This is a genomic window from Catellatospora coxensis, assembly GCF_016862635.1.
Taxonomy (GTDB): Bacteria; Actinomycetota; Actinomycetes; order Mycobacteriales; family Micromonosporaceae; genus Catellatospora; species Catellatospora coxensis.
In genome coordinates this window covers 40,118-66,386 of sequence record NZ_BONI01000024.1, presented here as the reverse complement: position 1 = coordinate 66,386, position 26,269 = coordinate 40,118, and the positions used below count along the sequence as shown (strand labels likewise).

Genomic DNA, 26,269 nt, shown 5'->3' with positions numbered 1-26,269 from the left:
GAGGGCATCCAGCTGCTCTTGGTTGAGTGAGCTTTGGTGTGCTTCAGCGCCCGTTGGTGTGCCGGGCCGGCGTGTTGTGCGGCGGGTGGTGGTCGAGGTGTTGTCGTACTCGGTGTATAGCGTGTCCGATGTGGTTGGTGCTGTCGTGGTGCAGGCCTACCGGTTCGCCCTTGACCCAACCCCGGCCCAGGACCGGGACCTGCACCGCCATGCCGGTGCGGGCCGGTTCGCGTTCAACTGGGCTCTGGCCGCGGTGCGCGCCAACCTCGACCAGCGCGCCGCCGAACGCACCTACGGCCTGGACGGTGAGCAGCTGACCCCGGCTTTGGGCTGGTCCCTGCCCGCCCTGCGCCGCGCATGGAATGCGGCAAAGCCCCAGGTCGCGCCGTGGTGGGCGCAGTGCTCGAAGGAGGCGTTCAACACCGGATTGGATGGGCTTGCGCGGGCGCTGGGCAACTGGTCGGCGTCCCGGTCGGGCCGCCGTGCCGGGAAGCGGGTCGGATTCCCGCGGTTCCGGTCCCGGCGGCGGGTGACGCCGTCGGTGCGGTTCACCACCGGCACCATCCGGGTCGAGGACACCCGCCACCACGTCACGCTGCCCAGACTTGGCCGCATCCGCACCCACGAGTCGACCCGCAAACTCGCCCGGCGCCTACACGCGGGCACGGCCCGGATCCTGTCGGCCACCGTCCGCCACACCGGCGGGCGCTGGCACGTGTCCTTCACCGTCGAGGTCACCCGCACCGTACGCACCCCCGCCCGCCCGCAGGCCACCGTCGGTGTCGACGTCGGCATCACGAACTTGGCGGTGCTGTCGACCGGGCAGGTCGTGCCCAACCCCCGCCACCTGACCCAGGCACAGGCGCGGCTGCGCGCCGCCGCCCGGACCCTGTCCCGGCGCCAGGGCCCGGACCGGCACACCGGACCGCAGCCGTCGCGTCGCTGGCGGCAGGCCAAGACCCGGCTGGCCCGCGTGCACGCTCGGGTGGCGAACCTGCGCGCCGACGGCCTGCACAAACTCACCACCACCCTCGCCGCGGCCTACGGCACGATCGTGGTCGAGGACCTCAACATCACCGGGATGATCCGCAACCGGCGCCTGGCCCGGCACATCGCCGACGCCGGGTGGGCCACCCTGCGCCGCCACCTCGAATACAAAACCGCATGGAACGGCGGCCAGCTGATCGTGGCCGACCGGTGGTTCGCCTCCTCGAAGACCTGTTCATCCTGCGGCGTAGTGAAACCCAAACTGCGCCTGCAGGTACGGACCTACACCTGCGAACACTGCGGCCTGTGCCTGGACCGCGACCTGAACGCAGCGATCAACCTGAAGCAGTACGTCGCCCGGAGTGGCCGGGAGACGCAAAACGGCCGTGGAGCCGACCGTGAGACCACCTCGTGGTGGCTGGTGGCTGTGAAACGACCACCCCGCACCATCTCGGTGGGTTAGACGGGGACCGTCGGCTGGCAACGGCCGACTGCAACACGAGTGATCACTAGAGTCCACTCGATTGCAACGGTGTGGCGCATGCGGCTCCTTGCATGTGGACCGGGACGTCACGGCGGAGTCTCGGTTCGTGCGCGGGGCTTGACGGAACTCGATCGCCTCTCTACTTTATCGCTAAAATCACGCCGAGATTAAGACGCGAGGCCGAATTCGCGTCCACAGCGCACCTTCCGGGCAACATCGCCCGGAAAGTTTTCTCACAGCGGAGACATCAGGACAGTTCTCATAAGGAGAGACATGAAGCGCAACCTTGGACTCGGCGGCCTGCGCCGGGCCGGGCGGCAGCTCACCGTGGCCGCCACGGCCATGGCACTGATCGCCCTGGCTGCCTGCACGGAGGACGAGAGCACGGACGATTCGGACGCGCTGAGCCCCAGCAACCCGACGACGCTCTCGGTCTGGATCACCTCGGCCCAGCAGGCCCCGGCACCCGACAACAAGATCACCAAGCTGCTCAAGGACAAGCTCGGTGTCACCCTCACGTACGAGATCGTCACGCCGGACAACGAGGACCAGAAGATCGGTGTCATGCTCGCGGGCGGTCAGTACCCCGACCTCGTCGGCACCGGCGACCTGAAGCAGCGTTTCCTGGAGGGCGGCGCTCTGCGGCGCCTGGACGACATGCTGCAGACGGGGACCTACCCCAACCTCGCCGCGCACGTCAAGGACGACATCAAGAAGATGAGTTACTCGGGCGATGAGGTGGACAAGGGCCTGTACATCTTCCCGAACTACAACCGCTTCTACGGCGACATCACCGGCGGCACCTACTACGGTCCCGCGTTCTGGATCCAGAAGCGTGTGCTCGCGGACGCCGGCTACCCGGACCTCGGCAACATGACGCTCGACCGCTACTTCCAGCTCATCTCGGACTACAAGGCGAAGCACCCCCAGACCAACGGCGCCCCGACCGTCGGCTTCGAGATTCTGGCGTCCAAGGGCCGCGAGTGGGGCATGACCAACCCGCCGGCGCTGCTGGCAGGCTCCCCGAACAACGGTGGCGTCATCGTCGACGGCAACAACAACGCGTCGATCTACGCCGACAAGGACGTCGCGAAGAACTTCTACAAGGTCCTCAACCAGCAGTACAACGCGGGCCTCGTCGACCGCGAGTCCTTCACCCTGACGTTCGACCAGTACACCGCGAAGCTGGCCACCGGCGCCGTCCTCGGCATGCACGACCAGGGCTGGAACTTCGGGACCGCCACCCAGTCGCTGCAGAGCGCCGGCAAGGACGAGAACACCTACGTGCCCCTCATGCCCGTCTACGACGGGGTGACGCCCTGGTACGCCGACCGCGCCGTCATGAACATCAACCAGGGCTTCGGCGTCTCGGTCTCCAGCAAGCAGCCGAAGAAGGCACTGAAGTTCCTCGACACCATGCTCAGCGAGGAGTGGCAGAAGACGCTCTCCTGGGGCATCGCCGGCGAGGACTACCAGGTCGGCGCCGACGGCGTCTTCTCCCGCACGGACGAGCAGCGCAAGAACTACAAGGACATCACCTGGCGTTCGCACAACCGTCTCGATGCGCTGCTCGACATGCTGCCCAAGCACCAGGGCAAGTTCTCCGACGGCAACGCCTACAGCCCCGACGACCAGCCCGCCGAGTTCTACGCGACGCTGAGCGACTACGACAAGAACTTCATGGCCAAGTACGGCAACAAGAAGACCTGGCTTGACTTCGTGAACAAGGCGCCGGAGAACCCCAAGTACTACCCGGCCTGGAACATCAAGCTCTCCGACGCCGCCAACCAGGTCAACCAGCAGCTGACCGACACCAGCGTGCAGAACCTGCCGAAGATCATCGCCGGCAATCCCGCCGACTTCGACAAGAACTGGCAGGCCTACGTCGACTCCATCCACAAGGTCGACGTCAAGGTGTACGAGGACGCCGTCAACGCCGGCATCAAGGACCGTCTGGCCAACTGGTAACAGTCTGCGCGCAGTCGTGGTGGGCGGCGTGCGCCCCCACCACGACGCGTTCTCGATTACCGCCCACTGCTCCTGACGAGGTTGGACAGATGTCGGACACCACGGTCAGCGCCCCTGTGACCGCCTCCGGGGCCGAACCGGCCCCGGAGCCCGCGAGCAGCTCGCGTGCCCAGCAGCGCAAGGCCCGAAAGAACGCGTCGAAGGATCCCAAGCGCAAGATCACCTGGGACAGGGTCTGGGCGCAGCGAGCCCTGCTCGCGATGGCCGTCCCGCTGCTGCTGTACCAGATCCTGTTCAAGTACGTCCCGGTCTACGGCTGGGCGATCGCCTTCCAGCGCTACAAGCCGGGTCGCGGCAGCATCTGGAACCAGCAGTGGGTGGGCCTCGAAAACTTCCACAACCTGTTCACCGGCGTCAACGGTGAGCGGTTCCGCCAGGTCGTGGTCAACACGATGGGACAGTCGGTCCTGACCCTGATCGTCGGGACCTTCGGGGCCATCGTCCTGGCGCTGCTGCTGAACGAGGTCAAGAACCTGCCGTTCAAGCGGATCATGCAGAACATCACGTACATGCCCCACTTCCTCAGCTGGGTGATCGTGGCGAGCCTGGCATCGGTGGCGCTCTCGCTGCCCTCCTCCGGCGGGTTCATCAACCAGGGCCTCATTAGCCTGCACCTCGTCGACGAGCCGGTCCTGTTCCTGACCCAGCCGAACTACTTCTGGGAGATCGTCGCCGGGACGAACCTGTGGAAGGAGCTGGGCTGGAACACGATCCTCTACCTGGCCGCGATCACTGCGATCGACCCGGGCCTGTACGAGGCCGCCGAGGTCGACGGAGCGGGCCGCTATCGCAAGATGTTCAGCATCACGCTCCCGAGCATCAGGCCCACGATCGTCGTGCTGCTCATCATCAACAGCGGCTGGATCCTGTCCACGAACTTCGAGCTGCCGTACTTCCTCGGCAACGGCCTGGTGTCCGAAAAGTCCGAGACCATCGACGTCTTCGTGCTGCGCTACGGCTACCAGCTGGGCAACTACAGCCTCGCCGTCGTCGCGGGCATCTTCAAGACCATCGTCGCCGTCATCCTGGTGGGCTCGGCGAACCTAGCGGCCAAGCGCCTCAACCAAGAGACGCTGGTCTAGGAGGACTTCATGTCAGGCACCACTGTCGCGAAGCCTCTGCCGCGGCGCGCATCACGAGGCGGGTCACGGCGTCGCAAGCGGACGGTCGAGCAGATCATCTTCACGACGCTCAACACGACCTTCCTGCTGGCCCTCGCGGCGCTCATGATCTACCCGCTGCTGAACACGCTCGCCATCTCCCTCAACGACGGCAACGACGCCGTCCGTGGCGGGATCGGCATCTGGCCTCGGGTCTTCTCGCTGCAGAACTACCACGTCGTGTTCAACATGACCACGATCTACCAGGCGTTCGTCATGAGCGTCCTGAAGACGGTCGTGGTGGTGGCGACAAACCTGTTCTTCACCTCGATGCTCGCCTACGCGCTCAGCCGCAAAGAGTTCATCTTCCGCCGCTCGATCACCCTGATCTTCGTGCTGACGATGTACTTCGACGCCGGGCTGATCCCCAACTACCTGCTCATCAGGGACCTGGGCATGCTGAACAGCTTCCAGGCCTACTGGGTGCCGACGATCATCAGCGCGTTCAACCTGATCGTCCTGCGCACGTACATGAAGTCGATCCCCGACGAGATCATCGAGTCGGCACGGACCGACGGCGCGGGCGAGTTCCGCATGTGGTGGCAGATCGTGATGCCGCTGTGCAAGCCCGCGCTGGCCGTGGTGGGTCTGTTCGTGGCCGTGGCCAGCTGGAACTCCTGGCTGGACACCCTGCTCTACAACTCGGGCGATCAGGCGTTGTCCACCCTGCAGTACGAGTTGCAGAAGCTACTGGCGAGCTCGATGAACGCCGGCATGAACTCCGTGGCCGCCACGGGCAGCGCGCAGTCTGGCGGGCAGGTCACCACACCGATCGCGCTGCGATCGACGATCACCATGGTGGCGGCCGTCCCCATCCTGCTCGTCTACCCGTTCCTGCAGAAGCACTTCGTGTCCGGTCTCGTGATCGGCTCCGTGAAGGGCTGACGGCGCCGGGCTCCCGCCCGCCGGCAGGCCGACCCCATCCTCACGACCCCGCAACTCAGCACACGGAAAGGCGCCGACCATCTTCCGTTACCACCCCGCGTCGCGACTGTGGCGCATCCTGGACTCGCTCGGCTCCGTCATCGTGATCAGCCTGTTCTGGCTCGTGAGCCTCGGCCTTGTCGTGACGGCGGGAGCGGGAACGGTGGTCGCCTACGAGGTGTGCCGCCGGTACGTCCTGGGCAAGGACGCAGGCCCCTGGGCCATCGCCACGAAGGCCTTGCGGCAGAGCTGGAGGCAGGCGACCGTCATCGGCCTGCTGGCCGTCCCGGTCGCGGCCGTGGGCATCCTCACGCTCTCCTACCTGCCCACTCTCGGGCCAGCCGAAGTCTGGGTGCCGCTCCTTGTCGTCGGACTCTTCCTCCTGGTCCTGGTCTTCTGGTGCCTCCCCCTAGCAGCCCGCTTCACCAACCCCACCTGGCGCCAGGTGCTCAACGGGCTCACGTTGGGGCTGACGACGCCCAGCCTGACGTTCCTGCTCGGGATCGCCGTGGTCCTCGGAGGCGTCGCCATCTGGAACTTCATGCCCGCGGTGTTCGTGGCGCCCGGCCTGATCCTCCTGTGGTGGTGCTACCTGCTCGAGGGGTTCTTCGTCGCCCGGGGGTACGTGCAACCGGAGCCGAAGGAGGCGGAGATCTGACGCTCTCCAGCCGAGGCCGCTCAGATTGACGGGCTCGGCTGGTTCGGCAACTTCGTCCGGATCGTGCTGGTGCTACTTCGACACGGTCTTTGAAAGGAGTAGTCGTGGAGGTCCTGAAGGACTACGTCCTCGGGGACACGATCGCCCGCTACATGCGGCCTGGTCCGGGCGGGCCGGTGGGAATGATGCTCTTCCCGGCGGCAATGGCTGGCCAGGTCGCCGAGAAGTCGTCTGCCATCGACTCGCTCGTCCAGATCAAGACCGTCGGTGACACATACCCGGGCGGTTCGGCCGGTCGTTCGTTGCGGAAAGGGATTCGATATCTCGTCATCGACAGCGGCTGGTACAAGGCCGAGGGAAGCGAATGGTTCAACGGTCACGGCGACTGGGAGCTGGACCGCCGAACGTTCCCCGACGGACTGACCGAGGCGCTTGACCACGTGCGGTCCGCCGGCATGATCCCCGGCATCTGGTTCGAGTTCGAGACGGTCGGTTCCCGGGCCACGTCATTCCCGCTGACCGACCACCTCCTCAAGCGCGACGGCGTCCCCGTCACCGTAGGCGGCCGACGCTTCTGGGACTTCCGCGATCCGTTCGTGATCGGGTACCTCAAAGACCGGGTGATCGACTTCCTCAAGGCCAACGGCTTCGGCTATCTCAAAGTCGACTACAACAACAGCATCGGAATCGGGTGCGACGGAGCAGAGTCCCTCGGTGAGGGGTTGCGACAGCAGATGGCCGCAGTCCAGGCCTTCTTCCGGATGATCCGCGAGGAGATGCCGGAGCTCGTGATGGAGAACTGCGCGTCCGGCGGCCACCGGCTGGAGCCCTCGATGCTGGCCCTCACCAGCATGTCGTCATTCTCGGACGCGCACGAGTGCGCGGAGATCCCCATCATCGCCGCCAACGTGCAACGCGCACTGCTCCCGCGGCAGAGCCAGATCTGGGCAGTGCTGCGCGCGCAGGACTCCCCACAGCGGCTTGCGTACTCGCTCACCGCGACCATGCTCGGCCGGATGTGCCTATCGGGCGACATCCACGAACTGAGTGACGAGCAGTGGGCTGTGGTCTCCCGGGCAATCACCTTCTACAGGATGGCGGTCCCGGTGATCAAGAACGGTGTCAGTCACCGGTTCGGACCGAAGGTGAGCAGCTATCGGCACCCCGAAGGGTGGCAGGCAGTCCGGCGAGTGTCCAACGACGGGGCCCAGATCCTGGTCGTCGTCCACCGGTTCGGAGCCGCTGAGCGAACTCCGATCGAGGTTGCTTTGCCACCGGGTAGGTACGAGGTCAGCGACCTCTACTCCCACCGCGAGATCGTGGTCAAGCTGACCGAGGAGCTAGTAGTCGTGGAGCTGAATGAGCCGTTCTCTGCCGCGGCATTGCTGCTCACGCAGATCGAGTGAGATATGCCGGACGGCCCGATCCGCGCCGGCTGCCGTACGGACTCGCCACCGTCTCGCAAGGTAATCGCACTCAGACGCAGACCTCCAGGTACCGATGGAAACTCTAGAAATCGAGATCATCAATGGCCAGCAGCGCTCTTGCTTTCCCCGTCCCTCAGGCTGAGGTTACCGGCGTGTCGCTGCACGTCGCGAAGTCTGGTTCCGACAACGCCGCCGGAACCGCGCAGGCCCCCCTGCTCACGATCGGTGCTGCCGCGGCGCTGGCTCAGCCGGGGGACACCGTCTTCGTGCACGAAGGTGTGTACCGCGAGTGGGTCAACCCGCCGCGCGGCGGCACGGCTGCCGCGCCGATCACCTACCAGGCTGCACTGGACGCGGATGGCCTGTTCGAGAAGGTGACGATCTCGGGCGCTGAGGTGATCGGCGACTGGCATCCGCACGCCGGCCAGGCGGGCCGGGTCTGGGTGGCGACCGTGCCGAACACCCTGTTCGGGTCGCCCAACCCCTACCTCGAGCGCATCGGTGGGGACTGGTTCTTCGACCAGGTCAACACCTGGCATACGGGCGAGGTGTATCTCGACGGCAAGTCGTTGTACGAGTCGCTGACCATGGCCGGCGTCGAGCACCCCGAGGTCACCGTGGACTCGTTCGACCAGGCGGGCTCGCTGCTGACCTGGTACTGCGAGGTGGGCGACGACGTCACCACGATCTGGGCGAACTTCGGGGGCGCCGACCCGGCGGACCACCAGATCGAGATCAACGCGCGCAAGTCCGTCTTCTGGCCCGCCGCCACGGGCATTGACTACATCACGGTGCGCGGCTTCACCCTGACGAAGGCCGCCACGCAGTGGGCCCCGCCCACGGCGCTGCAAGAGGGCCTGATCGGCCCGCACTGGTCGAAGGGCTGGGTGATCGAGGACAACACGATCACCGACTCGAAGAATGTCGGCGTCTCGCTGGGCAAAGAGGCCAGCACCGGGCAGAACGAGGCCGCCGCAGGGCCGAAGGGCGCCAAGGGCGGCACACAGCGCGAGCGCGAGGTGATCCAGCGGGCGCTCGCCCTGCGCGGGCCCGCCGCGGGCGAGCCGCACCCGTGGGACCGGGATCACGTCGGCTCCCACACGGTGCGCCGCAACACGATCCGGGACTGCGAGCAGGCCGGCATCGTCGGGCACCTGGGGGCGGCGTTCTCGACCATCAGCGACAACCACATCTCCCGCATCCACGTGAAGCGCCAGTGGCACGGCGCCGAGGTGGCCGGCATCAAGCTGCATGCCGCGATCGACACCGTGATCAGCGGGAACACCATCCATCACACGCACCGTGCCCTGTGGCTCGACTGGCAGGCCCAGGGCACCCTGGTGCGGCGCAACGTCTTCTACGCCTCCACCTCCGAAGACTTCATGGTCGAGGTCTGCCACGGCCCGTACCTCGTGGACTCGAACCTGTTCCTGTCACCGTGGGCGGTCAAGGACATGTCCAGCGGCGGCGCCTACGTGCACAACTACATCGCCGGTCGCATCGCGAACTGCACCGAGCACCAGCGGTACACCCCGTACCACCTCCCGCACTCCACGGCCGTCTACGGAGTCTCGAACATCCTCGGTGGAGACAACCGGTTCTACAACAACGTCTTCGTCGGCGACGGCGCGCGCGCCGAGCACACCGAACCGCAGCCGGAACCGACGCTCGCGAGCTTCTGGTCCGGCGCGATCGACATGGACGGCGTGCCCGGGCAGGCCACCTTCATGCCCACCCCGGTGGGCAGCTCGCAGTACGACGCCTACCCGACGGCGCAGGAGTACCCCAACGAGCATGGCAGCGCGATGGCCGGGCCACGCCTTCCGGTCTGGATCGAGGGCAACCTCTACGCGGAGGGTGCCGAGCCGTTCCGCGCGGAACCCACGGCCATCATCACAGGCCCATCACCCGTGCGCGTCGAGGTGCTCGACACCGCAGCCGGCACCCTTCGCGTCGAGGTGACCCACCCGGGCACCCACGTGGTCGCCCCGGTGACCACCGACCGCCTCGGGACCAGCTACCAAGCCGAGATCGGCTACACCAACCCCGATGGGTCTGACCTGGACCTAAGCGCCGACCTCTGTGGGATCCTCCGAGGTGAGGTTGTGCCCGGGCCTTTCGCCGCATCGGCGCCCGTCACCCGGATACTCGCCGCGCCAGAACCGGCGGGCCGGCGCTAGGACCGTCCTGAACAATCCGGTTTCTGGGGCCTTGGCGTCGGCGTCACGGGCGTCCCGAGCGGCTCAGTTGCCGGTCGCCGCGGTGGCGTACTTCAACGTTCCGCCCGCGACGTGCGCTATGTGCACAGTCCCGTTGTCGTCGAATGCCAGGCTCGGCCAGCGACCGCCACTGTCGACATCCTGGATGTCGAAGGTGTTGATGCCGGTCCGTGTGGCGTACCGAAGTTTGCCGCCGGAACCGTAGGCGATGCAGAACTTGAACTGGAAGCTCGCGCCCACCGAGGACCAGACGTCGTCGTTGTCCACGTCCCCCGTCACGACCTCGACGGCTGGCGACTCCGGGAACGGCCCGAACATGCAGATCTTGAGCTGGCGGGCGTTGCGTTCGAAGTAGGAGATGGCTCCTCCACCGCTGATCGTGCGCGCCAGCGCAGGGAACTCCCCCAGAACGTCACCCCCGTCGATGACATCCACCGTCCACGTGTTGGGCACGCCCGGCTCGAAGCTCTGCGTCATCGTCGCCAGGCGCAACTGCCGCTTGGCCGCACCCGGAAGCTCGTCGAAATAGGCGATCCGCATCGTGTTGTCCTGTGCCCGGTCGAAGTCGAGCGTGGCGTACCAGCCCTTCTCCGTGACCTGGACCGGGTCGACCTCCTCGAAGTGCTTCTTCCAGACGGCACCTGCGGCTGGGTTGTCCCGGCGCGGCTGCTTGGCAAGGTGCTTCAGCGCCAGCCCCGCCTGGTAACAGAAGTGGGGCCGCCACTTGAACACGTCCTCGACCTCGAGGTCCCCGCGGTAGAGCTTCATGGCGGGGAACCGCACCGATCCGGCGAAGAGTCCAGCCTCGGTCGGCACCTCCTCGAACTGCCAGGACGAGTTTCGGAACCCGTACATCAGATGGTCGCTGGCCTCGCTGACGAAAGCGATGTGCGGTCTCGCATCGCCGTCGATGGCAAGCGAGACGCGATACAGTCGTCCCGGCCCCACCGCCCCGCCCCGCAAACTGCACCCGGTCTTCGCGGTCTGGATCACCCCTGAACAGCGCGGCGAACTCGCGCTCGTGGAGCAAGACGACCTCTCCCCGGCGCGATCGTTTGGGTGCCTGTGAGTCAGGTCTACCAGTTGCACCTGTTCCCTGCCGTCGCCGAGGCCATCGCTGGTCCCGACATCATCCGAGGCGGCCCCGGCGTGCTGCTGCCCGCCCTCACCGACACAACCTTCCAACGGGTGTAGACCCCAGCCCACGCTGGATCACCATCGACGGACCCGGCGGAACCGGCAAGACCAGCACCGCGGCGGCACTCGAACGGCCGCTCACCGCCACAGGCCACCACATCCTGCGAACGCAGCAGCCGTCACGCTCGCCGTTCGGCGCCTACGTCCGCCACGCTCTGCGTACTCTCAACGGGCTGCCCCTGGCCCACGTCGTCACCGCCGACCGCTACCAGCACGTACACACCGACATCCTGCCCGCTCTGACCAGCGGACAGACCGTCATCGCGACCGCTACGTCGCCTCCCTCGCCCTGGACACGCTGCGCAGAGTCCCAGAACAGGTCATGTGGGATCTCCACGCGGGCCTACCCCAGCCCGACCTCGCAGTGATCCTCTCCAGCAGCCCCGACGCGCTGGACGCCCGAATAGCCGCACGTGGGCCGCACAGTCGCTGCCAAGCCGAGCCAGGCAACGCCAGCCGCGAGATCCTCGCCTACCAGGCGGCCGCCGCCACGCTGGCTGCCATGGACTGGCCACTGCTACAGCTCCACACCGATCACACACCGCCGGCCGCGCCCGCCGACCGCATTGCCAGCACCCTGGAAAGACCCCCGGTCCCCAGGCCGCGCAACGCCCGCGCTTCCACGGAAGCACCCGGCCCACCGAGTCCACCAGCGGGGTGATCCAGCGACAGGCGGATCGCTGCAGCGGGACGTCGGCATGGAGATCCCCGGCCGACCAAGGCTTCTCTAATTGACACTTGTCACTCGATAACTCGCATTAGTCAAGGGGTCCACCAGCGGTGTACTTGACTTTGACCGACGACCCCGGAACGAGAAAAGAGGGTCTCCGTGGTCTGTGACCTGCGGAAACCCTCTTACTGTCGGGCTGGCCGGATTCGAACCGACGACCCCTTGACCCCCAGGTATATCAAGGGCCAGCGGTGTACTAGGCAACGTTTGCCGAGGTCACCAGAAGTATAAAGTACCCCCGTCAAGGGGTCTGTGATTGCACCATTCCAGGCGCCACATTACCCCAGTTCACCGCACATCCTGCATCCAGGACAGGTAATCACCGCATAACAAAATAGACAATCCGAATGGTTGAGAGCCTGACCTGACGGGCCGCCAACCGTGCGGCGCCTGCGTCCACGAAACGCGCCACGATCGAATTTGAAGCGCGGTACTACGGCGCATTCGCCCAGCGTCCACGCCCTCCGGTCACTACGGTGACGGCCCAGTCAAGTTGACTGAACCTCGCTCACGCCGCACCTGCGGCGTTGAGCGTTCAACCCAGCGCCTGACAACGGTGATCCGGTTCAAGCGGCCGGACAACGATGGCGGCGGTCGGCCCGGCTTCGCTGCCGCGGGACCGGCGGCGCCGACGGTCCGATCGCCCCGGTGAGCGGCAGTCGGCCGGTGACCAGAGCCGCTGCGTCGTCGGCGGCCTGCCGACGGCCCACTGCGTTGACCCGGGTGTAGTAGCGCATCAGTGTCGCGGGGTCGTGGCCCGAGCCGTTCGGCGACCTCGTGCACGATGTAACCGGAGTCCAGCAGGCTCGACGCCAGCATGTGCCGAACCTGGTGCGGTCCGAGCACCCGCACGCCCGCCGCCAGCCAACGACCGCCGACTCGAGGAGCCCTTCGGCTTGTCACGCGGCTCAGTGTTCGGTCGGGTGGAGGACCGCGACCGGGCTGTGGGCGTGGTGGACCAGGGCGCCGCTGACGGAGCCGAGCAGCAGGCCGGCGAATCCGCCCCGACCGCGGCACCCCACGACGGTCAGCGTCGCGCCGCGTGAGGCTTCGACGAGGCTGTACTCGCTGTTGAGGCTGCGGATGGCGCGGGTCTCGAGCTTCAGCTGCGGGTGGGTGGTGATCAGCGCCGAGGTGGCGTCGGCGAGCAGACGCTGCGCCCGGTCCTCGGCGGCACGCTCGGCTTCGGCCTGGGCATCGATGTCGTCAGCGCCGAGTTTCAGCCACGGCTGGGGCCAGTAGACGTGCGCTGCGACCAGCGGCACGTCACGGCTGATGGCTTCGGCAGCGGCGAAGGTCAGCGCGGCTTGTGCGGCCGGGGACCCGTCGATGCCGACCACGATCGGGCCGTGGGAGGCGGGCGGTGTCGGCTGTTCCGGTCCTGGTCCGATCATGTGGTCGGGCACGGGCGGGCGCACGACGATGACCGGGCCGTGGGCGTGGGCGGCGACCTGCGCCGACACCGAGCCGAGGAGCAGCTCGGCGAACCCTCCGACGCCGCGGCACCCGACAACGGTCACGGCCGCCGTGCGTGACTGCTCGATCAGGACCGGCGCGGGGCTGCCGGTGATCTGCCGGGCGTGGATCTCCCCGAGTTCGGGGTGCTGCTTGCGCAGGGTATCGACGGCGTCGGCAAGGCTGCGGTCGATCGCGGCGCGGGTGTCGGACTCGTCGTAGTAGGCCTCGGCCATCCCGACGGTGCCGTAGCCGAACAGGGGGCTGAGGTAGCCGTACACCAGGTGCAGGGGTGCCTGGCGGCGTACGGCGAGGTCGGCGGCGTAGGAGGCGGCGGCGAGGCTGGACGGCGAGCCGTCGACGCCGACGAGGATCGGCCGGTGGGCGGTCATGTCGGTCTCCTGTTCAGGGGGTGGGGTTGATGGATTCTTCGTACGGTCGGCGGGTGGTCGGCGGTGGCGTGCAGGGTTGGGCGTAGCCGATGCGTACGCAGACCTGCGGCTGGCCGAGTCCGGGCAGCAGCCGGCGCAGTTCGTCGCGGGTGCCGGGGACCTCGGTGACGTCGCTGATGGGTGCGCTGCCCAGGCCGTGGACCGTCGCGGTGAGCAGCACCGCCGACAGGGCCTGTCCGGCGTGCAGCCATGCGATGGGGGTGTCGTCGTCGGTGTACAGCACGAGGTAGCGGGCTCCGGCGTCGGTGTCGCGGCCCGGGTGCATGGTCTGGCCGCCGAAGGGGGCGTAGTCGCGGATCGGGACCTTGCGAGGGACTGCGCGTACGGTGGTGTCGGTGGTCACGCCTTCGCCGCTCCACGGTGGCCGGTGGGTCCAGTCGGCCAGTTCGGCGCGGTAGTCGGGGTCGGACAGTTGCAGTGCCCCGGCGCGGACCGCCGTGAGGGCGAGGACGGCGACCTGTTCTGGTCTGACCAGGTGGACGTGGGCGTGCTGGGTTTCTCCGGCGGTGATCAGTGCCCGGCAGGCGGCGTCGGTGACCGGTTGTGTGGTGAACGGTCTGCGGTCGGTGTGCCTGCGGGTGATGGCGGTGAATGCCTGCAGTTCGGCGAGTGCGGGTTCGTGCGGGCCGGCGATGCGGATCGTGGCCAGCAGGTCCGGGTCGGCCGGGTCGGGCAGTTCGGCGACGGCGGCGTCGAGTCCGGCGGCCGCCAGGGCGGTGCGGGCGTGGTGCAGTCCCGCGCCGCAGCTGATCGTCAGGAGCCGGCCCTGCGGGTCCGCGGTGAAAAGTTGGCGCCTGCGGTCGGCGTATAGGCGTAGCTGGTCGGGTTCGGCGTGCCAGCGCCACGGTTGGGTGTTGAAGATCGACGGCGCGGCGAGTGCGGTGCGGGCCGCGTCGTACAGCGCTGGGGCGCTGGTCGTCTCGTCTGCGGTCATGGCTTCACTGTCCGTCGGGATGATGGGGCGGGGTCAGTGCCGGCGGGCCTGGCGCGGCAGGGGCGGTGGTCCTGTCCGCGGACGGGTCTTTGGTCCCTTCCCGGCCCCGGTCTGGCAGAGAGACAATGCGGGTGTGATCCGTGTCTTTCTGCTCGACGACCACGAGGTGGTGCGTCGCGGCCTGCGTGACCTGCTGGAGGCCGCCGGTGACATCGAGGTGGTCGGCGAGTCCGGTTCGGCTGCGGAGGCGACCCGGCGTATCCCGGCGCTGCGTCCGGATGTCGCGGTGCTCGACGGTCGGCTGCCCGACGGCAGCGGCATCGACGTGTGCCGTGACGTGCGTTCGGTCGACCCGGCGATCAAGGGCCTGATCCTGACGTCGTACGAGGACGACGAGGCGCTGTTCGCCGCGATCATGGCCGGTGCCGCCGGGTATGTCCTCAAGCAGATCAGGGGCACGGACCTAGTCGACGGGATCCGCCGCGTCGCGGCCGGGCAGTCGCTGCTCGATCCGGCGATCACCCAGCGGGTCCTGGAACGGATCCGCAACCCGCAGCACGAACCGGACCAGCTCAAGTCCTTGACCGAGCAGGAGCGCAAGATCCTGGGCTATGTCGCCGACGGGTTGACCAACCGGCAGATCGCGGCGCAGATGTTCCTCGCCGAGAAGACGGTCAAGAACTACGTGTCGAGCCTGCTGGCGAAGCTGGGCCTGGAGCGGCGTACGCAGGCGGCGGTGTTCGCGGTGAAGCTGACGGGGCCGCCGCGTTAGCGGGTCGGCACGCTCCAGCGCAGCACGGTGCCGGCCGGGTCGCCGGGTGCGACGGTGAGCTGCCCGCCGTGCAGAGCTGCGCGTTCGGCGAGGTTGAGCAGCCCGCCGCGAGGCGTCGCGCCGCCGGTGCCGTCGTCGGTGACGGTCGTGTCGAGGGTGCTGCCGTCGACGGTGATCGCGACCTCGACCCGGCTGGCGTGAGCATGGCGTACGACGTTGGACAGCGCCTCGCGGACCACCGCGAGCAGGTCGGCGCGCAGTTCGTCGGGCACGGCGCTGTCCAGGGGTCCGTCCAGGACGAGACAGGGACGGAAGCCGAGTGATTCGGCGGCCCCGTCGACCAGGGTGCGCAGTTCGGCGCGCAGTGACTGCCCGGCCGGGCTGCGCAGTTCGAAGATCGCGCCGCGGATGTCGCGGATGGTGCTATCCAGGGCGTCGACCGCCGCCCCGATGCGCGAGGCCAGTTCGGGGCGGTTGGCTGCCATGGATGCGACGGTCTGCAGCTGCAGACCGGTGGCGAACAGCCGCTGGATGACGACGTCGTGCAGGTCGCGGGCGATGCGTTCGCGGTCGGACAGCACCAGCAGCTGCTCGCGGTCCTCGCGGGCGCGGGCGCGCAGCAGCGCCAGGCCGGCTTGGCCGGCGAACGCGGTGAGCAGCAGCTCGTCGTCGGAGCGTGCCGCACCGGTGTAGGCGACCAGCAGTACGCCCTGCCCGGCGGCGAACGGCGCGGCGACGCCGCGGATGTCGGGGACCGCCACCGGCCACGGCGCGGCTTTGCCGAGCTGGTCGAGGGTCACGACCTGCTGCTGGGACAGCACCGGCGCGAACCCGGTCTGGGCCACCGGCATGACCGCGCCTTGCAGGCCGGGCACGGGTTCGGCGGCGTCGACGACGGCGACGGTCAGCGTGGCGTTGTCCTCGTCGTGCAGCAGGACGGCGACGAGGTCGGCTGCGGCGACCTCGCGTGCCCGCCGGGCGACCAGCTGCAGGGCCTCGGCAGTCGAGGTGTCCTCACCGAGGGAGTTGATGATCTCGGCGGTGGCGGCCAGCCAGCGCTGGCGGCGTTGGGCGAGTTCGTACAGGCGGGCGTTTTCGATCGCGGCGCCCGCGGCGGCGGCCAGCGCGATGGTGATCTCCTGGTCGTCGTCGGTGAACTCGGCAGCGTTGTGCTTGTCGGCCAGGTACAGGTTGCCGAACACCTGGTCGCGGATGCGGATCGGCACGCCCAGGAAGCTGTGCATCGGCGGATGGTTGGCCGGGAACCCGACTGAGCGCGGGTGGGTGGAGATGTCCGGCACGCGGACCGGTTCCGGATGGCTGATCAGCAGCCCGAGCACGCCGTGGCCGGTGGGCAGGTCGCCGATGGCCGCGTGCTGCTCCGGCGACAGGCCGTGGGTGATGAACTCCACCAGGCGGTCGTCGGGGCCCAGAACGCCGAGCGCCCCGTAGCGGGCGTCGGCCAGGTGGCACGCGGCGACGACGATCCGTTCCAGGGTCGAGCGCAGGTCCAGGTCGGTGCCGATGCCGACGACGGCGTCCAGCAGGCGGCGCAGCCGCTCCCGGCTGGCCATGACCTCCGACACCCGGTCCAGCAGCTCCTGCAGGAGCTCGTCGAGTTGCACACGCGACAGCGGCGACAGACCGAGCGAACCCCACTGTTGTTCCACAGCCACGATGCTATGGCCCAGGCCGGGCGGCGGCCACGGACGGTCCGCGATGTGGCCTGCAGCGAAAGGCCGCCCGGCCCGGTTCGGTGCGCATCAGCGGGTGAGCAGCGAGACCAGGTCGCTGCCGGTGACGATGCCGGCCGCGCAGCCGCGACGGTCGACGACCGCGACGGCGTCGACGTGGGCGCCGCACATGAGCCGGGCGGCGTCGACGACCGTCGCGTCGACGTCGACGGCAGCCGGAGGGCTGTCGAGCACGCTGGACACCCGGCGGGCGGACAGGCATCCGGGTTCGGCCGCCCACGCCGCGACGATCGCGCGGTCGCTGATCACCCCGGCGCACCGCCCGGCCCCGTCGACGACGACGAGGTGGCGCAGCTTCGCGCCGGCCATGGTCGCCAGAGCGTCTTCCAGGGTCGACGAGGCGGCGACCTGTACCGGGTGGCCGCTCATGACCTCCCGTACTGCTCGCTGCGGCAGGCCCACCGCGTGGGCCGAGTCCGAAGTCGTTGGCATGGCGCTCCCCCGTTCAATCCGCCGGCGTTCACGGTGTGCGTTCGGTTCGTGGGTCCGGGACCACCAGTACGGGGCAGGCGGCGTGGTGCAAGGCCTGCTGGCTGACCGAGCCGAGCAGCAGCCCGGCGAAGCCGCCGCGTCCCCTGGCCCCGACGACGACCAACTGCGCGAGCTCACTGAGCTGCACGAGGGTGCGCCCGGGCCGGCCGCACACCAGCTGCTCCCGCACCTGCACCTCGGTGTGGAGTTTCGCGCCCGTGGACACGGTCTCGGCGAGCAGGTGCCGTTCGGCGTCCTCGACCGGTGTGCAGTCGGCCGGCACCGGTGGCGTGTAGAGCGTCGCCATGGCCGGGTAGGTCCAGGTGCGTACGGCCAGCAGTTCGGCGTGCCGTCGCTCGGCGGCGGCGAACGCGGCCTCGATCGCCGCTGCGCCCTCGGGCGAATCGTCGACGCCCACCACGATCGGGCCGCCGGCGTGTTCCTCGCCGCGAGCGACGAGGACCGGTGTCGTGCTGTGGGCGGTGACCTGGACGGCGACCGATCCCAGCAGCAGGCCGGTGAATCCGCCCAGCCCGCGGTCGCCGAGGACGAGCAGCTCGGCGTGGCGTGCCGCAGCGAGCAGTACCGCCGCGGGTGCGCCGGTGACGAGTTCGGTCGTGACGGTGACGTCGGGCTGCGTGGCCGAGGCGGCCGTGGCGGCTTCGGCGAGCAGCCGTTCGGCGTCGTGGCGCAGGCCGCCTTCGGGCACGGCCTCGGATGCGCCGACGTCGACGTGCATCAGCGGCCAGATGAACGCGTGCACGATCCGCAGGTCGAGGCCGCGGCGGGCGGCCTCGTGCGCGGCGAGGCGCACTGCGGCGAGTGCGGCGGCTGAACCGTCGACACCCACCACGACGGCTCGCTGCGGGTGCTCGGTGTTGCTGTCCATGGGTGACTCCTGTCCGTATGGATTATCGCTGGTGGTGGCGGTGTCGCAGGGCTGTCCGCCAGATGAGCGCCAGCCCTCCGGGCAGCAGGGCGGCCACGGCGCAGAAGGCGAGCTGGGTCGCGTTCAGCGGGGCGGTGCCCAGCAGGTCGCGCAGGGCGGGGATCGCGACGGCGGCGAACTGGGCGGCCGCCGACAGTGCGACGGCGGCGAGCAGGCCGGGGTTGGCCCACCGGGTGCCGTGGGGCCGGGTGGCGCGGGAGGCCAGGGCGATGCCGAGCTGGGCCAGGCCGAGCACGACGAAGACCATGCTCTGCCAGGGCCAGCCGGCCGCGGCGGCGTACAGGCCGGTACCGAGGGTGACGGCGGTCAGCAGCGCGCCGAGGGCCAGCACGCCGCGTAGCAGGCCGTCGCCGAGGATCTGCTCGTCGGGCGGGCGCGGCGGCCGACGCAGCACGTCGGGTTCGGCGGGTTCGGCGCCCAGCGCGACGCCGGGCAGGCCGTGGGTGAGCAGGTTGATCCACAGGATCTGGCCGGGCAGCAGCGGCAGGCCGAGGCCGAGCAGCGGCCCGATGAGCATGACGGCGAGTTCGGCGGTGCCGCCGGCCAGTCCGTAGCGCAGGAAGCGGCGGATGTTGTCGTAGACGCGGCGGCCTTCGGCCACGGCGTGGCTGACGGTGGCGAGGTTGTCGTCGACCAGGACGAGGTCGGCGGCCTGCCGGGCTACCTCGGTGCCGCCGCCCATCGCCACGCCGATGTCGGCGCGGCTGAGGGCGGGGGCGTCGTTGACGCCGTCGCCGGTCATCGCGACGACGTGGCCGTGGTGCTGGAGCTCGGCGATGATGTCGAGCTTCTGCTCGGGCTGGGTGCGGGCGAAGACCCGCACCTGGTGGGCCCGCTCCGGCTGGTCGCCGGTGGCGATCGGGTCGCCGGGCTGCCAGATGCCGACCTGGGCGGCGATGTGCGCGGCGGTGCCGGGGTGGTCGCCGGTGATCAGCATGAGCCGGATGCCCGCCTGGGTGAACTCGGCGGCGGTCGTGGCGGCGGAGGGCCGTAGCGGGTCCTCGATGCCGATGACACCGAGGGGCCGCAGGCCGGTCGGCGCGATCGGGTTCGTCGGCTCGGCGGTGGTGGCCGCCGCGATCGCGAGTACGCGCAGGCCTGCAGCGGTCAGGTCGGCGGCGGCTTGGCGGGCGGCGGGCAGGCGTGGGTCGGCCGGGTCGGCGACGGGTGCGGACAGGACGCTTTCGGGTGCGCCTTTGCAGATGGTCAGGTACGTGTCACCGTCGCGGTGGACGGTGGTCATCTGCCGGGTGGCCTGGTCGAAGGGGTGTTCGGCCCAGCGTGGCGCGGCCGCGCGGGTTGCGGCGGGGTCCAGGCCGCAGCGGGCGGCGAACGTGACCAGCGCCGCTTCGAGGGGGTCGCCGACGGCGGTCCAGCCCGGCCGGTCGGGTGCCGGTGGCAGGACGGCGGCGTCAGAGCACAGCAGTCCCGCGCGGGCAAGGTCGAGCAGGTCCTGTGGCAGCGGCCGGTCCGTGCCCGAGATCTGCCCGGCGGGTTCGTAGCCGGTGCCGGTGACCGATACGTCGGTATCGGGGGTGACGGCGCGGCGTACCGTCATGCGGCCCTCGGTCATGGTGCCGGTCTTGTCGGAGGCGACGACGGTCACCGACCCCATCGTCTCGACGGCGTGCAGGTTGCGCGGGATGGCCTTTCGGCGGGCCATCCGCCGGGCGCCCAGGGCCAGCGAGAGGGTCACCACGGCGGGCAGCGACTCCGGGACCGCAGCGACGACCAGGCTGACCGCCGTCAGGGCCATCAACAGCAGAGGCCTGCCCGAGGCCAGGCCCACGGCGAACACGACCAGGCACAGCGCCACGGCGAGGGCGCCCAGGACACGGCTGAGCCGGGTGAGGCGCCGCTGCAGCGGCGTCGGGCCGGCATGGGTGGTGGCGACGAGTTCAGCGATGCGGCCCAGGGCGCTGCGTGCACCGGTACGCACCACGGTGCCCGCGGCTCGGCCGGTCACCAGCACCGTCCCGGCGGACAGTTCGTCGCCGGCGGCACGGGCGACAGGCACCGACTCCCCGGTCAGGGCCGCTTCGTCGGCCTGGCACCGGTGGGCGTCGTGCAGCAGCAGGTCGGCGGGCACGATGTCACCCGCCTCGACCCGTACTTCGTCGCCTCGGACCAGGTCGGCGGCGGGCACGACGAGTTCGGTACCGTCGCGGGTGACCCGGGCGGTCGGTGCGGTGAGAGTGTCCAGCGCGGCGACGGCCTTGTCGGCGCGGACCTGCTGCGCGACCCCGATGGCGGTGTTCAGGCACACGACCACCGCGATGATCGCCGTGTCGGCCCAGTCGCCGAGCAGTCCGGTCACGGCCCCGGCGACCAGCAGCAGCGACACGAGCGGGTCGGCCAGCTGCGCCACCACCCGCCGCAGCAGACGCGGCGGCCGCGGGCGCGGGACGGCGTTCGGACCGTCGTGCGCCAGCCGTGTCGCGGCTTCGCCGCCGGTGAGACCGGCGGGTCTCTGCCCGATGTCCGGGGCGGGTGTCTCGGTGAGGGCCATGGTTCAAGGCTCGCGCCGTGATGTACCTGCGGCAAAGGGCAGCCCGCCCCGCCGCGCACAGGCCGGTGGGCCACGATGCCCCGGGCCGAAAGTCCCGAACCTGCGACCACGCCATCCCTGCGCGCGGCCCGCGGCCAGCCCAGGAGACGGCGCAGGGCCGAAAGTCCCGGACCGGCCGGGCTGCCCGGCCCTACAACCTCACAGGTCACAGCAGCCACGCTGACGAACATGCATATCGCGCAGGGCGCCCCGCTGGGCGCGCAGGAACTCGCCCGCATCGACGCGCACTGGCGAGCCGCCAACTACCTGTCCGTCGGGCAGATCTACCTGATGGCCAACCCGCTGCTGACCCAGCCGCTGCTGCCCGAACACGTCAAGCCGCGCCTGCTCGGCCACTGGGGGACCACGCCCGGCCTCAACCTGCTCTACACCCACCTCAACCGGATCATCGCCGCCCGCGGCCAGGAGACCATCTTCATCACCGGGCCGGGCCACGGCGGCCCCGGCCTGGTCGCCAACACGTGGTTGGAGGGCACGTACAGCCAAACCTATCCGCACATCGGCCTTGACGAGCGCGGCATGGGCCGGCTGTTCCGGCAGTTCTCCTTCCCCGGCGGCATCCCCAGCCACGTCGCGCCGGAGACCCCCGGTTCCATCCACGAGGGCGGCGAGCTCGGCTACAGCCTCTCCCACGCCTACGGCGCCGCACTCGACAACCCCGGCCTGCTCGTCGCGTGCGTCATCGGCGACGGTGAGGCCGAGACCGGACCCCTGGCGGCGTCGTGGCACTCCAACAAGTTCCTCGACCCGGTCGGCGACGGCGCGGTCCTGCCGATCCTGCACCTCAACGGGTACAAGATCGCGAACCCGACGGTGCTGGCACGGCTGTCCGACGACGAGCTGACCGCGCTGCTGACCGGGTACGGGCACAAGCCCTACCTCGTCGAAGGTGACGACCCGGCGACCGTGCACCAGCTGCTGGCCGCGACGCTGGACGCCGTATGCGACGAGATCGCAGCGATCCAGGCCGACGCCCGCACCGGCGAGCTCGCCGACCGGCCGCGCTGGCCGATGATCGTGCTGCGCACGCCGAAAGGCTGGACCGGCCCGAAGCAGGTCGACGGCATTCCCATCGAGGGCACGTGGCGCGCGCACCAGGTGCCGCTGTCGGCCGCCCGCGACGACACCGACCACCTGGCCATGCTCGCCGACTGGATGTGCTCCTACCGGCCGCAGGAGCTGTTCGACAGCACCGGCGCGCCACGGCCGGAGGTCGTCGGCTGGCTGCCGCAGGGTGAGCTGCGCATGGGCGCCACCCCGCACGCCAACGGCGGACGTCTCGTCCGCGACCTGGAGCTGCCCGACTTTCGGGCGTACGGCGTCAAGCCCGGCCCGCCGGCCGAACCGACGCGGGTGCTGGGCTCCTGGGTGCGCGACGTGATGGCGGCCAACGCCGCCTACCGCAACTTCCGGATGGTCGGCCCCGACGAGACCGAGTCCAACCGGCTCGGCGCGGTCCTGGACGTCACCGGCAAGGCCTGGCAGGCCCACACCCTCGACACCGACCTGCACCTGGACCGCCACGGGCGGGTGATGGAGATCCTGTCCGAGCACACCTGCCAGGGCTGGCTGGAAGGCTACCTGCTGACCGGGCGGCACGGGCTTTTCTCCTGCTACGAGGCGTTCGTGCACATCGTCGACTCGATGGTCAACCAGCACGCCAAGTGGCTGAAGGTCACCCGGGAGCTGGACTGGCGCAAGCCGATCCCGTCGCTGAACTACCTGCTCACCTCGCACGTGTGGCGCCAGGACCACAACGGCTTCTCCCACCAGGACCCCGGTTTCATCGACCACGTCGTCAACAAGAAGGCCGACGTCATCCGGGTCTACCTGCCGCCGGACGCCAACACGCTGCTGTCGGTGGCCGACCACTGCTTGCGCAGCCGCGACTACATCAACGTGATCGTGGCGGGCAAGCAGCCCGCGCCCACGTTCCTCGACATCGACGAGGCGGTCGCGCACTGCACCCGCGGGCTGGGCATCTGGCCCTGGGCGGCCGACGACGGCGGCGACCCCGACGTGGTGCTGGCCGCCGCCGGCGACGTGCCGACCATGGAGGTGCTGGCCGCCGCGGACCTGCTGCGCGAGCACCTGCCGCAGCTGCGGGTCCGGGTCGTCAACGTGGTGGACCTGATGCGGCTGCAGCCACAGACCGAGCACCCCCACGGGCTGCCCGACGCCGAATACGACGCCATCTTCACCACCGACCGGCCGGTCGTGTTCGCCTACCACGGCTACCCGTGGCTGATCCACCGCCTCACCTACCGCCGGGCCGGCCACGAGCACCTGCACGTGCGCGGCTACAAGGAGGAAGGGACCACGACCACGCCGTTCGACATGCTGGTCCGCAACGACATGGACCGCTACCACCTGGTCATCGACGTCATCGACCGGGTGCCGGGCCTGGCCCGCAAGGCCGCCGCGCTGCGGCAGGCGATGGTTGACAAGCGCACCGAGCACGCCGCCTACATCCGCGAAACCGGCCAGGACCTGCCGGAGATCCGCGACTGGACACCGACCCGCCGCTGAGCGCATCACCAGAGGAACTCGCGGCACAGGCGCTGCTCGACGCCGCCATCGCCGGGGCCCGTCGCCACCACCCGCACGTCCCGGTGATCCAGCGGCTGATCCGCACCGGCGCGGTGGGCACCACGCTGATGCATCAGTCGGCTGAGGCGGGACTCGTCGTGGTCGGCAGCCGCGGTCACGCCGGCGCCGCCGGTCTGCTGCGGGGTTCGGTCAGCCAGGTGCTGCTGCACCACGCGGGCTGCCCCGTCATCGTGATCCGCTGAACACGCCCGCCGACGACCGGGCGTCGCCGCCGCGGACCGGCCCGCGCCACGGGCCGGTCCCGCAGATTCGGGACCAACGGCACTGACCAGTGGCACCGGGCGGCATCGACAGTGGAGGCATGCATACGCCAGCAGCCCTGCAGGCGGACCTGCCGACGGCCGTGAGCGCCGCCGTGCGGGCTCCGTCGGTCCACAACACCCAACCGTGGCGGTTCCGGCTGCAGGCCGACGCCATCGACGTCTTCGCCGACCCGGACCGGCAACTGCCCGTCGCCGACCCCGACGGCCGCGCCCTGCGCCTGTCGTGCGGCGCGGCCGTGTTCAACACCCGCCTCGCCCTGACGCATCAGGGCTGGGCGCACCAGACGACGCTGCTTCCCGACCGTGCCGACCCACTGCACCTTGCCCGGATCCAGGTGACCGGCACGCACACCGCCACCCCTGCCGAACAGCAGCTCTACGGTGCGATCGCGCACCGGCACAGCAACCGCGGCCCGTTCATCGACACGGCTGTCGCGCTGAACGTGCGTGCCAGACTCGGCGACGCGGCACGCGCCGAGAACTGCTGGCTCGACCTGATCGTGGGACCCGTCGCCCAGGAGATGGTCGCCGAGCTCGTCGCCACCGCCGACCGGCTGCTGCTGGCCGCACCCGGCTACCGCGCCGAGCTCGCCGCCTGGACACGCGAGCAGCCCAGCACCGACGGTGTAGCCCGCGACGCCGCCGGCTGCGCGCCTGAACCGCAGGACCTTCTCACCCGCCGCGACTTCGACGGCCCGGCCCGCCGACCGGGCCGCGACTACGAGACCGACCCGTTCGTCGCGGTCCTCGGAGCCTACGGCGACACCCCCGCAGACGACCTGCAAGCGGGCCAGGGCCTGCAGCGGGTCCTGCTGACCGCCACCGCCAACGGCCTGGCGACCTCGCTGATGTCCCAGCCGATCGACGTGCCCGCGATCCGCGAACAGCTGCGCCTGGGACTGCACCGCGGCGCCGCCGCAGATCCTGCTGCGTGCCGGTTACGCCGTCGCAGGTGGTCCGAGCCCGCGTCGGCCGGTGTCGGAGGTGCTGGCCCGCTCGCCGGAGGTCGTGTAGAGCCGCGACACCGGTGACACGGCACCAGCTGACCGAGGCACACCTGCGCCGTACCGGGCCGGTCGGCCCTTGACGCTGTCGGCAGGGTCGAAAGTCCCTGCCGGAAGGACCCTTCGCTCCTGGCATACGCAGGCGCGCGACGCGTGCAATTGAGGCAACGAATCCTGGAGGCAGACGATGACCACGACCACCGGTGAGCACCGCCAGTCGACCGCGGCGGCCTTCGCACAGGCCGTCGACGCCGCGCGGCGCGCGCCTTCGATCCACAACACCCAGCCGTGGCACTGGCGCATCCACCCCGACCGGCTCGACCTGTACGCCGACACCAGCCGCGCGCTGCCCGGCACCGATCCCGACGGGCGGATGCTGCTGGTCAGCTGCGGGGCGGCGCTGCACCACGCCCAGGTGGCGCTGCGCGCCGCGGGCCACGAAGTCGCCGTGCGCCCGCTGCCCGACCCGGCCGACGCCGACCACCTGGCGACGGTCACGGTCGTCGGCGACACGCCGGTAACCGCCGGCGCGGTGCGCCTCGTGCAGGCGATGCAGCTGCGCCACACCGACCGGCGGCCGACCGTCGACGTGCCGGTCACCGCGGAGCAGGTCGACGAGCTGCGCAGGATCGCCGGCGCCGTCGGCGTACACCTGCACAAGCTCACCCCCGACCAGGTCACCGACCTCGTCGTCGCGGTCTCCCACGCCGAGGACGCGGCCGCGGCCGAACCCGCCGCCCTGGCCGAATCACACCTGTGGGCCGGACCCGGACACCCCGCCGGCACCGGGCTGCCGCCAGAGGTCATCCCGGACCGGCGGCCCGAGACCGACGTCGGCGAGCGGGACTTCGGCGTGCGCGGCACCCTCATGACCGGTGGCGGCCACGATAAGGCGTCCACCTACGTCGTGCTGTTCGGCGCCGACGACGACCGCGCCGCGTGGCTGCGCGCCGGGCAGGCCCTGTCGGCGGTGTGGCTGGACGCGACCATGCAGGGCCTGGCCGTGCTGCCGTTCAGCCAGGTCATCGAGATCGACGGCACGCGGGCCATGATGCGCCGGCTCCTGTCCCACCTCGGCTACGCCTACCTGGTGCTGCGCCTAGGGGTCGCCGACCCCGAGCACGCGCTGCCCGGACACACGCCGCGGCTGCCGTTCGAGGCCACCGCCACGATCGACGAGACCGGCCGGTGACCTGCACGAGCGCCGACGGCCGGAACAGGA

General features: G+C 69.8%; 19 protein-coding genes and 1 pseudogene. 13 read left to right on the top strand and 7 right to left on the bottom strand.

Annotated elements, in window-relative coordinates; translation table 11 throughout:
* Positions 1-121 precede the first annotated feature (121 nt).
* From tnpB to Cco03nite_RS16095, 7 genes are all read left to right on the top strand, one after another.
* Entirely contained in the window at positions 122-1,450 is a 1,329-nt protein-coding gene (tnpB, locus tag Cco03nite_RS16125) for an IS607 family element RNA-guided endonuclease TnpB (protein WP_239167413.1), read from the top strand.
* Positions 1,451-1,744: 294 nt separating this feature from the next.
* On the top strand, positions 1,745-3,439 hold the full coding sequence (locus Cco03nite_RS16120; RefSeq protein WP_239167412.1) for a type 2 periplasmic-binding domain-containing protein: 1,695 nt from the start codon (positions 1,745-1,747) through the stop codon (positions 3,437-3,439).
* 89 nt (positions 3,440-3,528) lie between these two features.
* Positions 3,529-4,581 (top strand): ABC transporter permease, encoded by a 1,053-nt coding sequence (locus Cco03nite_RS16115; protein WP_203692905.1) that lies wholly within the window; start codon positions 3,529-3,531, stop codon positions 4,579-4,581.
* Between the two features lie 9 nt (positions 4,582-4,590).
* Positions 4,591-5,544, top strand: coding sequence for a carbohydrate ABC transporter permease (locus Cco03nite_RS16110; RefSeq protein ID WP_203692904.1), 954 nt, complete (start codon positions 4,591-4,593; stop codon positions 5,542-5,544).
* 142 nt (positions 5,545-5,686) lie between these two features.
* The gene (locus tag Cco03nite_RS16105) at positions 5,687-6,241 is read left to right on the top strand and encodes a DUF624 domain-containing protein (RefSeq protein WP_203692903.1); all 555 of its coding nucleotides are present in this window, start codon (positions 5,687-5,689) and stop codon (positions 6,239-6,241) included.
* A gap of 104 nt (positions 6,242-6,345) precedes the next feature.
* Complete coding sequence (locus tag Cco03nite_RS16100) at positions 6,346-7,647, top strand: glycoside hydrolase family 36 protein (RefSeq protein WP_203692902.1); 1,302 nt, start codon at positions 6,346-6,348, stop codon at positions 7,645-7,647.
* Between the two features lie 173 nt (positions 7,648-7,820).
* Positions 7,821-9,848: a right-handed parallel beta-helix repeat-containing protein gene (locus Cco03nite_RS16095; RefSeq protein ID WP_203692901.1), complete on the top strand. Its 2,028-nt coding sequence runs from the start codon at positions 7,821-7,823 to the stop codon at positions 9,846-9,848.
* A 63-nt stretch (positions 9,849-9,911) separates the two neighbouring features.
* Here the strand turns inward: Cco03nite_RS16095 and Cco03nite_RS16090 are convergent, their stop codons facing one another.
* Positions 9,912-10,880: a hypothetical protein gene (locus Cco03nite_RS16090; protein ID WP_203692900.1), complete on the bottom strand. Its 969-nt coding sequence runs from the start codon at positions 10,878-10,880 to the stop codon at positions 9,912-9,914.
* Positions 10,881-10,942: 62 nt separating this feature from the next.
* On the opposite strand from Cco03nite_RS16090, the gene Cco03nite_RS16085 reads away from it, so the two are divergent.
* On the top strand, positions 10,943-11,452 hold the full coding sequence (locus tag Cco03nite_RS16085; RefSeq protein WP_203692899.1) for a dTMP kinase: 510 nt from the start codon (positions 10,943-10,945) through the stop codon (positions 11,450-11,452).
* Positions 11,453-12,722: 1,270 nt separating this feature from the next.
* Here Cco03nite_RS16085 and Cco03nite_RS16080 read toward each other — a convergent pair.
* Positions 12,723-13,661 carry a universal stress protein gene (locus Cco03nite_RS16080; RefSeq protein ID WP_203692898.1) on the bottom strand — a complete coding sequence of 313 codons (939 nt, stop codon included), beginning with the start codon at positions 13,659-13,661 and terminating at the stop codon, positions 12,723-12,725.
* 13 nt (positions 13,662-13,674) lie between these two features.
* Positions 13,675-14,655 carry an Acg family FMN-binding oxidoreductase gene (locus Cco03nite_RS16075; protein ID WP_203692897.1) on the bottom strand — a complete coding sequence of 327 codons (981 nt, stop codon included), beginning with the start codon at positions 14,653-14,655 and terminating at the stop codon, positions 13,675-13,677.
* Between the two features lie 133 nt (positions 14,656-14,788).
* Between Cco03nite_RS16075 and Cco03nite_RS16070 the strand changes: the two genes are divergently transcribed.
* Entirely contained in the window at positions 14,789-15,427 is a 639-nt protein-coding gene (locus Cco03nite_RS16070; RefSeq protein WP_203692896.1) for a response regulator, read from the top strand.
* Here the strand turns inward: Cco03nite_RS16070 and Cco03nite_RS16065 are convergent.
* The 4 genes from Cco03nite_RS16065 to Cco03nite_RS16050 form a co-directional block, all read right to left on the bottom strand.
* Positions 15,424-17,061, bottom strand: coding sequence for a GAF domain-containing sensor histidine kinase (locus Cco03nite_RS16065; protein WP_239167419.1), 1,638 nt, complete (start codon positions 17,059-17,061; stop codon positions 15,424-15,426). The two genes, Cco03nite_RS16070 and Cco03nite_RS16065, sit on opposite strands and share 4 nt — an antisense overlap.
* Before the next feature lie 129 nt (positions 17,062-17,190).
* Positions 17,191-17,613 (bottom strand): CBS domain-containing protein, encoded by a 423-nt coding sequence (locus Cco03nite_RS16060; RefSeq protein ID WP_203692895.1) that lies wholly within the window; start codon positions 17,611-17,613, stop codon positions 17,191-17,193.
* A gap of 28 nt (positions 17,614-17,641) precedes the next feature.
* Positions 17,642-18,541, bottom strand: a complete 900-nt coding sequence (locus tag Cco03nite_RS16055) for a universal stress protein (protein WP_203692894.1) — start codon at positions 18,539-18,541, stop codon at positions 17,642-17,644.
* A 22-nt stretch (positions 18,542-18,563) separates the two neighbouring features.
* Positions 18,564-21,110 carry a cation-translocating P-type ATPase gene (locus tag Cco03nite_RS16050; RefSeq protein WP_203692893.1) on the bottom strand — a complete coding sequence of 849 codons (2,547 nt, stop codon included), beginning with the start codon at positions 21,108-21,110 and terminating at the stop codon, positions 18,564-18,566.
* 228 nt (positions 21,111-21,338) lie between these two features.
* Between Cco03nite_RS16050 and Cco03nite_RS16045 the strand changes: the two genes are divergently transcribed.
* The 4 genes and pseudogenes from Cco03nite_RS16045 (at position 21,339) to Cco03nite_RS16030 (ending at position 26,239) form a co-directional block, all read left to right on the top strand.
* Entirely contained in the window at positions 21,339-23,699 is a 2,361-nt protein-coding gene (locus Cco03nite_RS16045) for a phosphoketolase family protein (RefSeq protein WP_203692892.1), read from the top strand.
* Positions 23,678-23,962 (top strand): universal stress protein, encoded by a 285-nt coding sequence (locus Cco03nite_RS16040; protein ID WP_203692940.1) that lies wholly within the window; start codon positions 23,678-23,680, stop codon positions 23,960-23,962. Before Cco03nite_RS16045 ends, Cco03nite_RS16040 begins: the two co-directional genes overlap by 22 nt.
* 119 nt (positions 23,963-24,081) lie before the next feature.
* Positions 24,082-25,057: pseudogene (locus Cco03nite_RS16035) on the top strand (Acg family FMN-binding oxidoreductase).
* A 177-nt stretch (positions 25,058-25,234) separates the two neighbouring features.
* Positions 25,235-26,239, top strand: a complete 1,005-nt coding sequence (locus Cco03nite_RS16030) for an Acg family FMN-binding oxidoreductase (RefSeq protein WP_203692891.1) — start codon at positions 25,235-25,237, stop codon at positions 26,237-26,239.
* Positions 26,240-26,269: the final 30 nt, after the last annotated feature.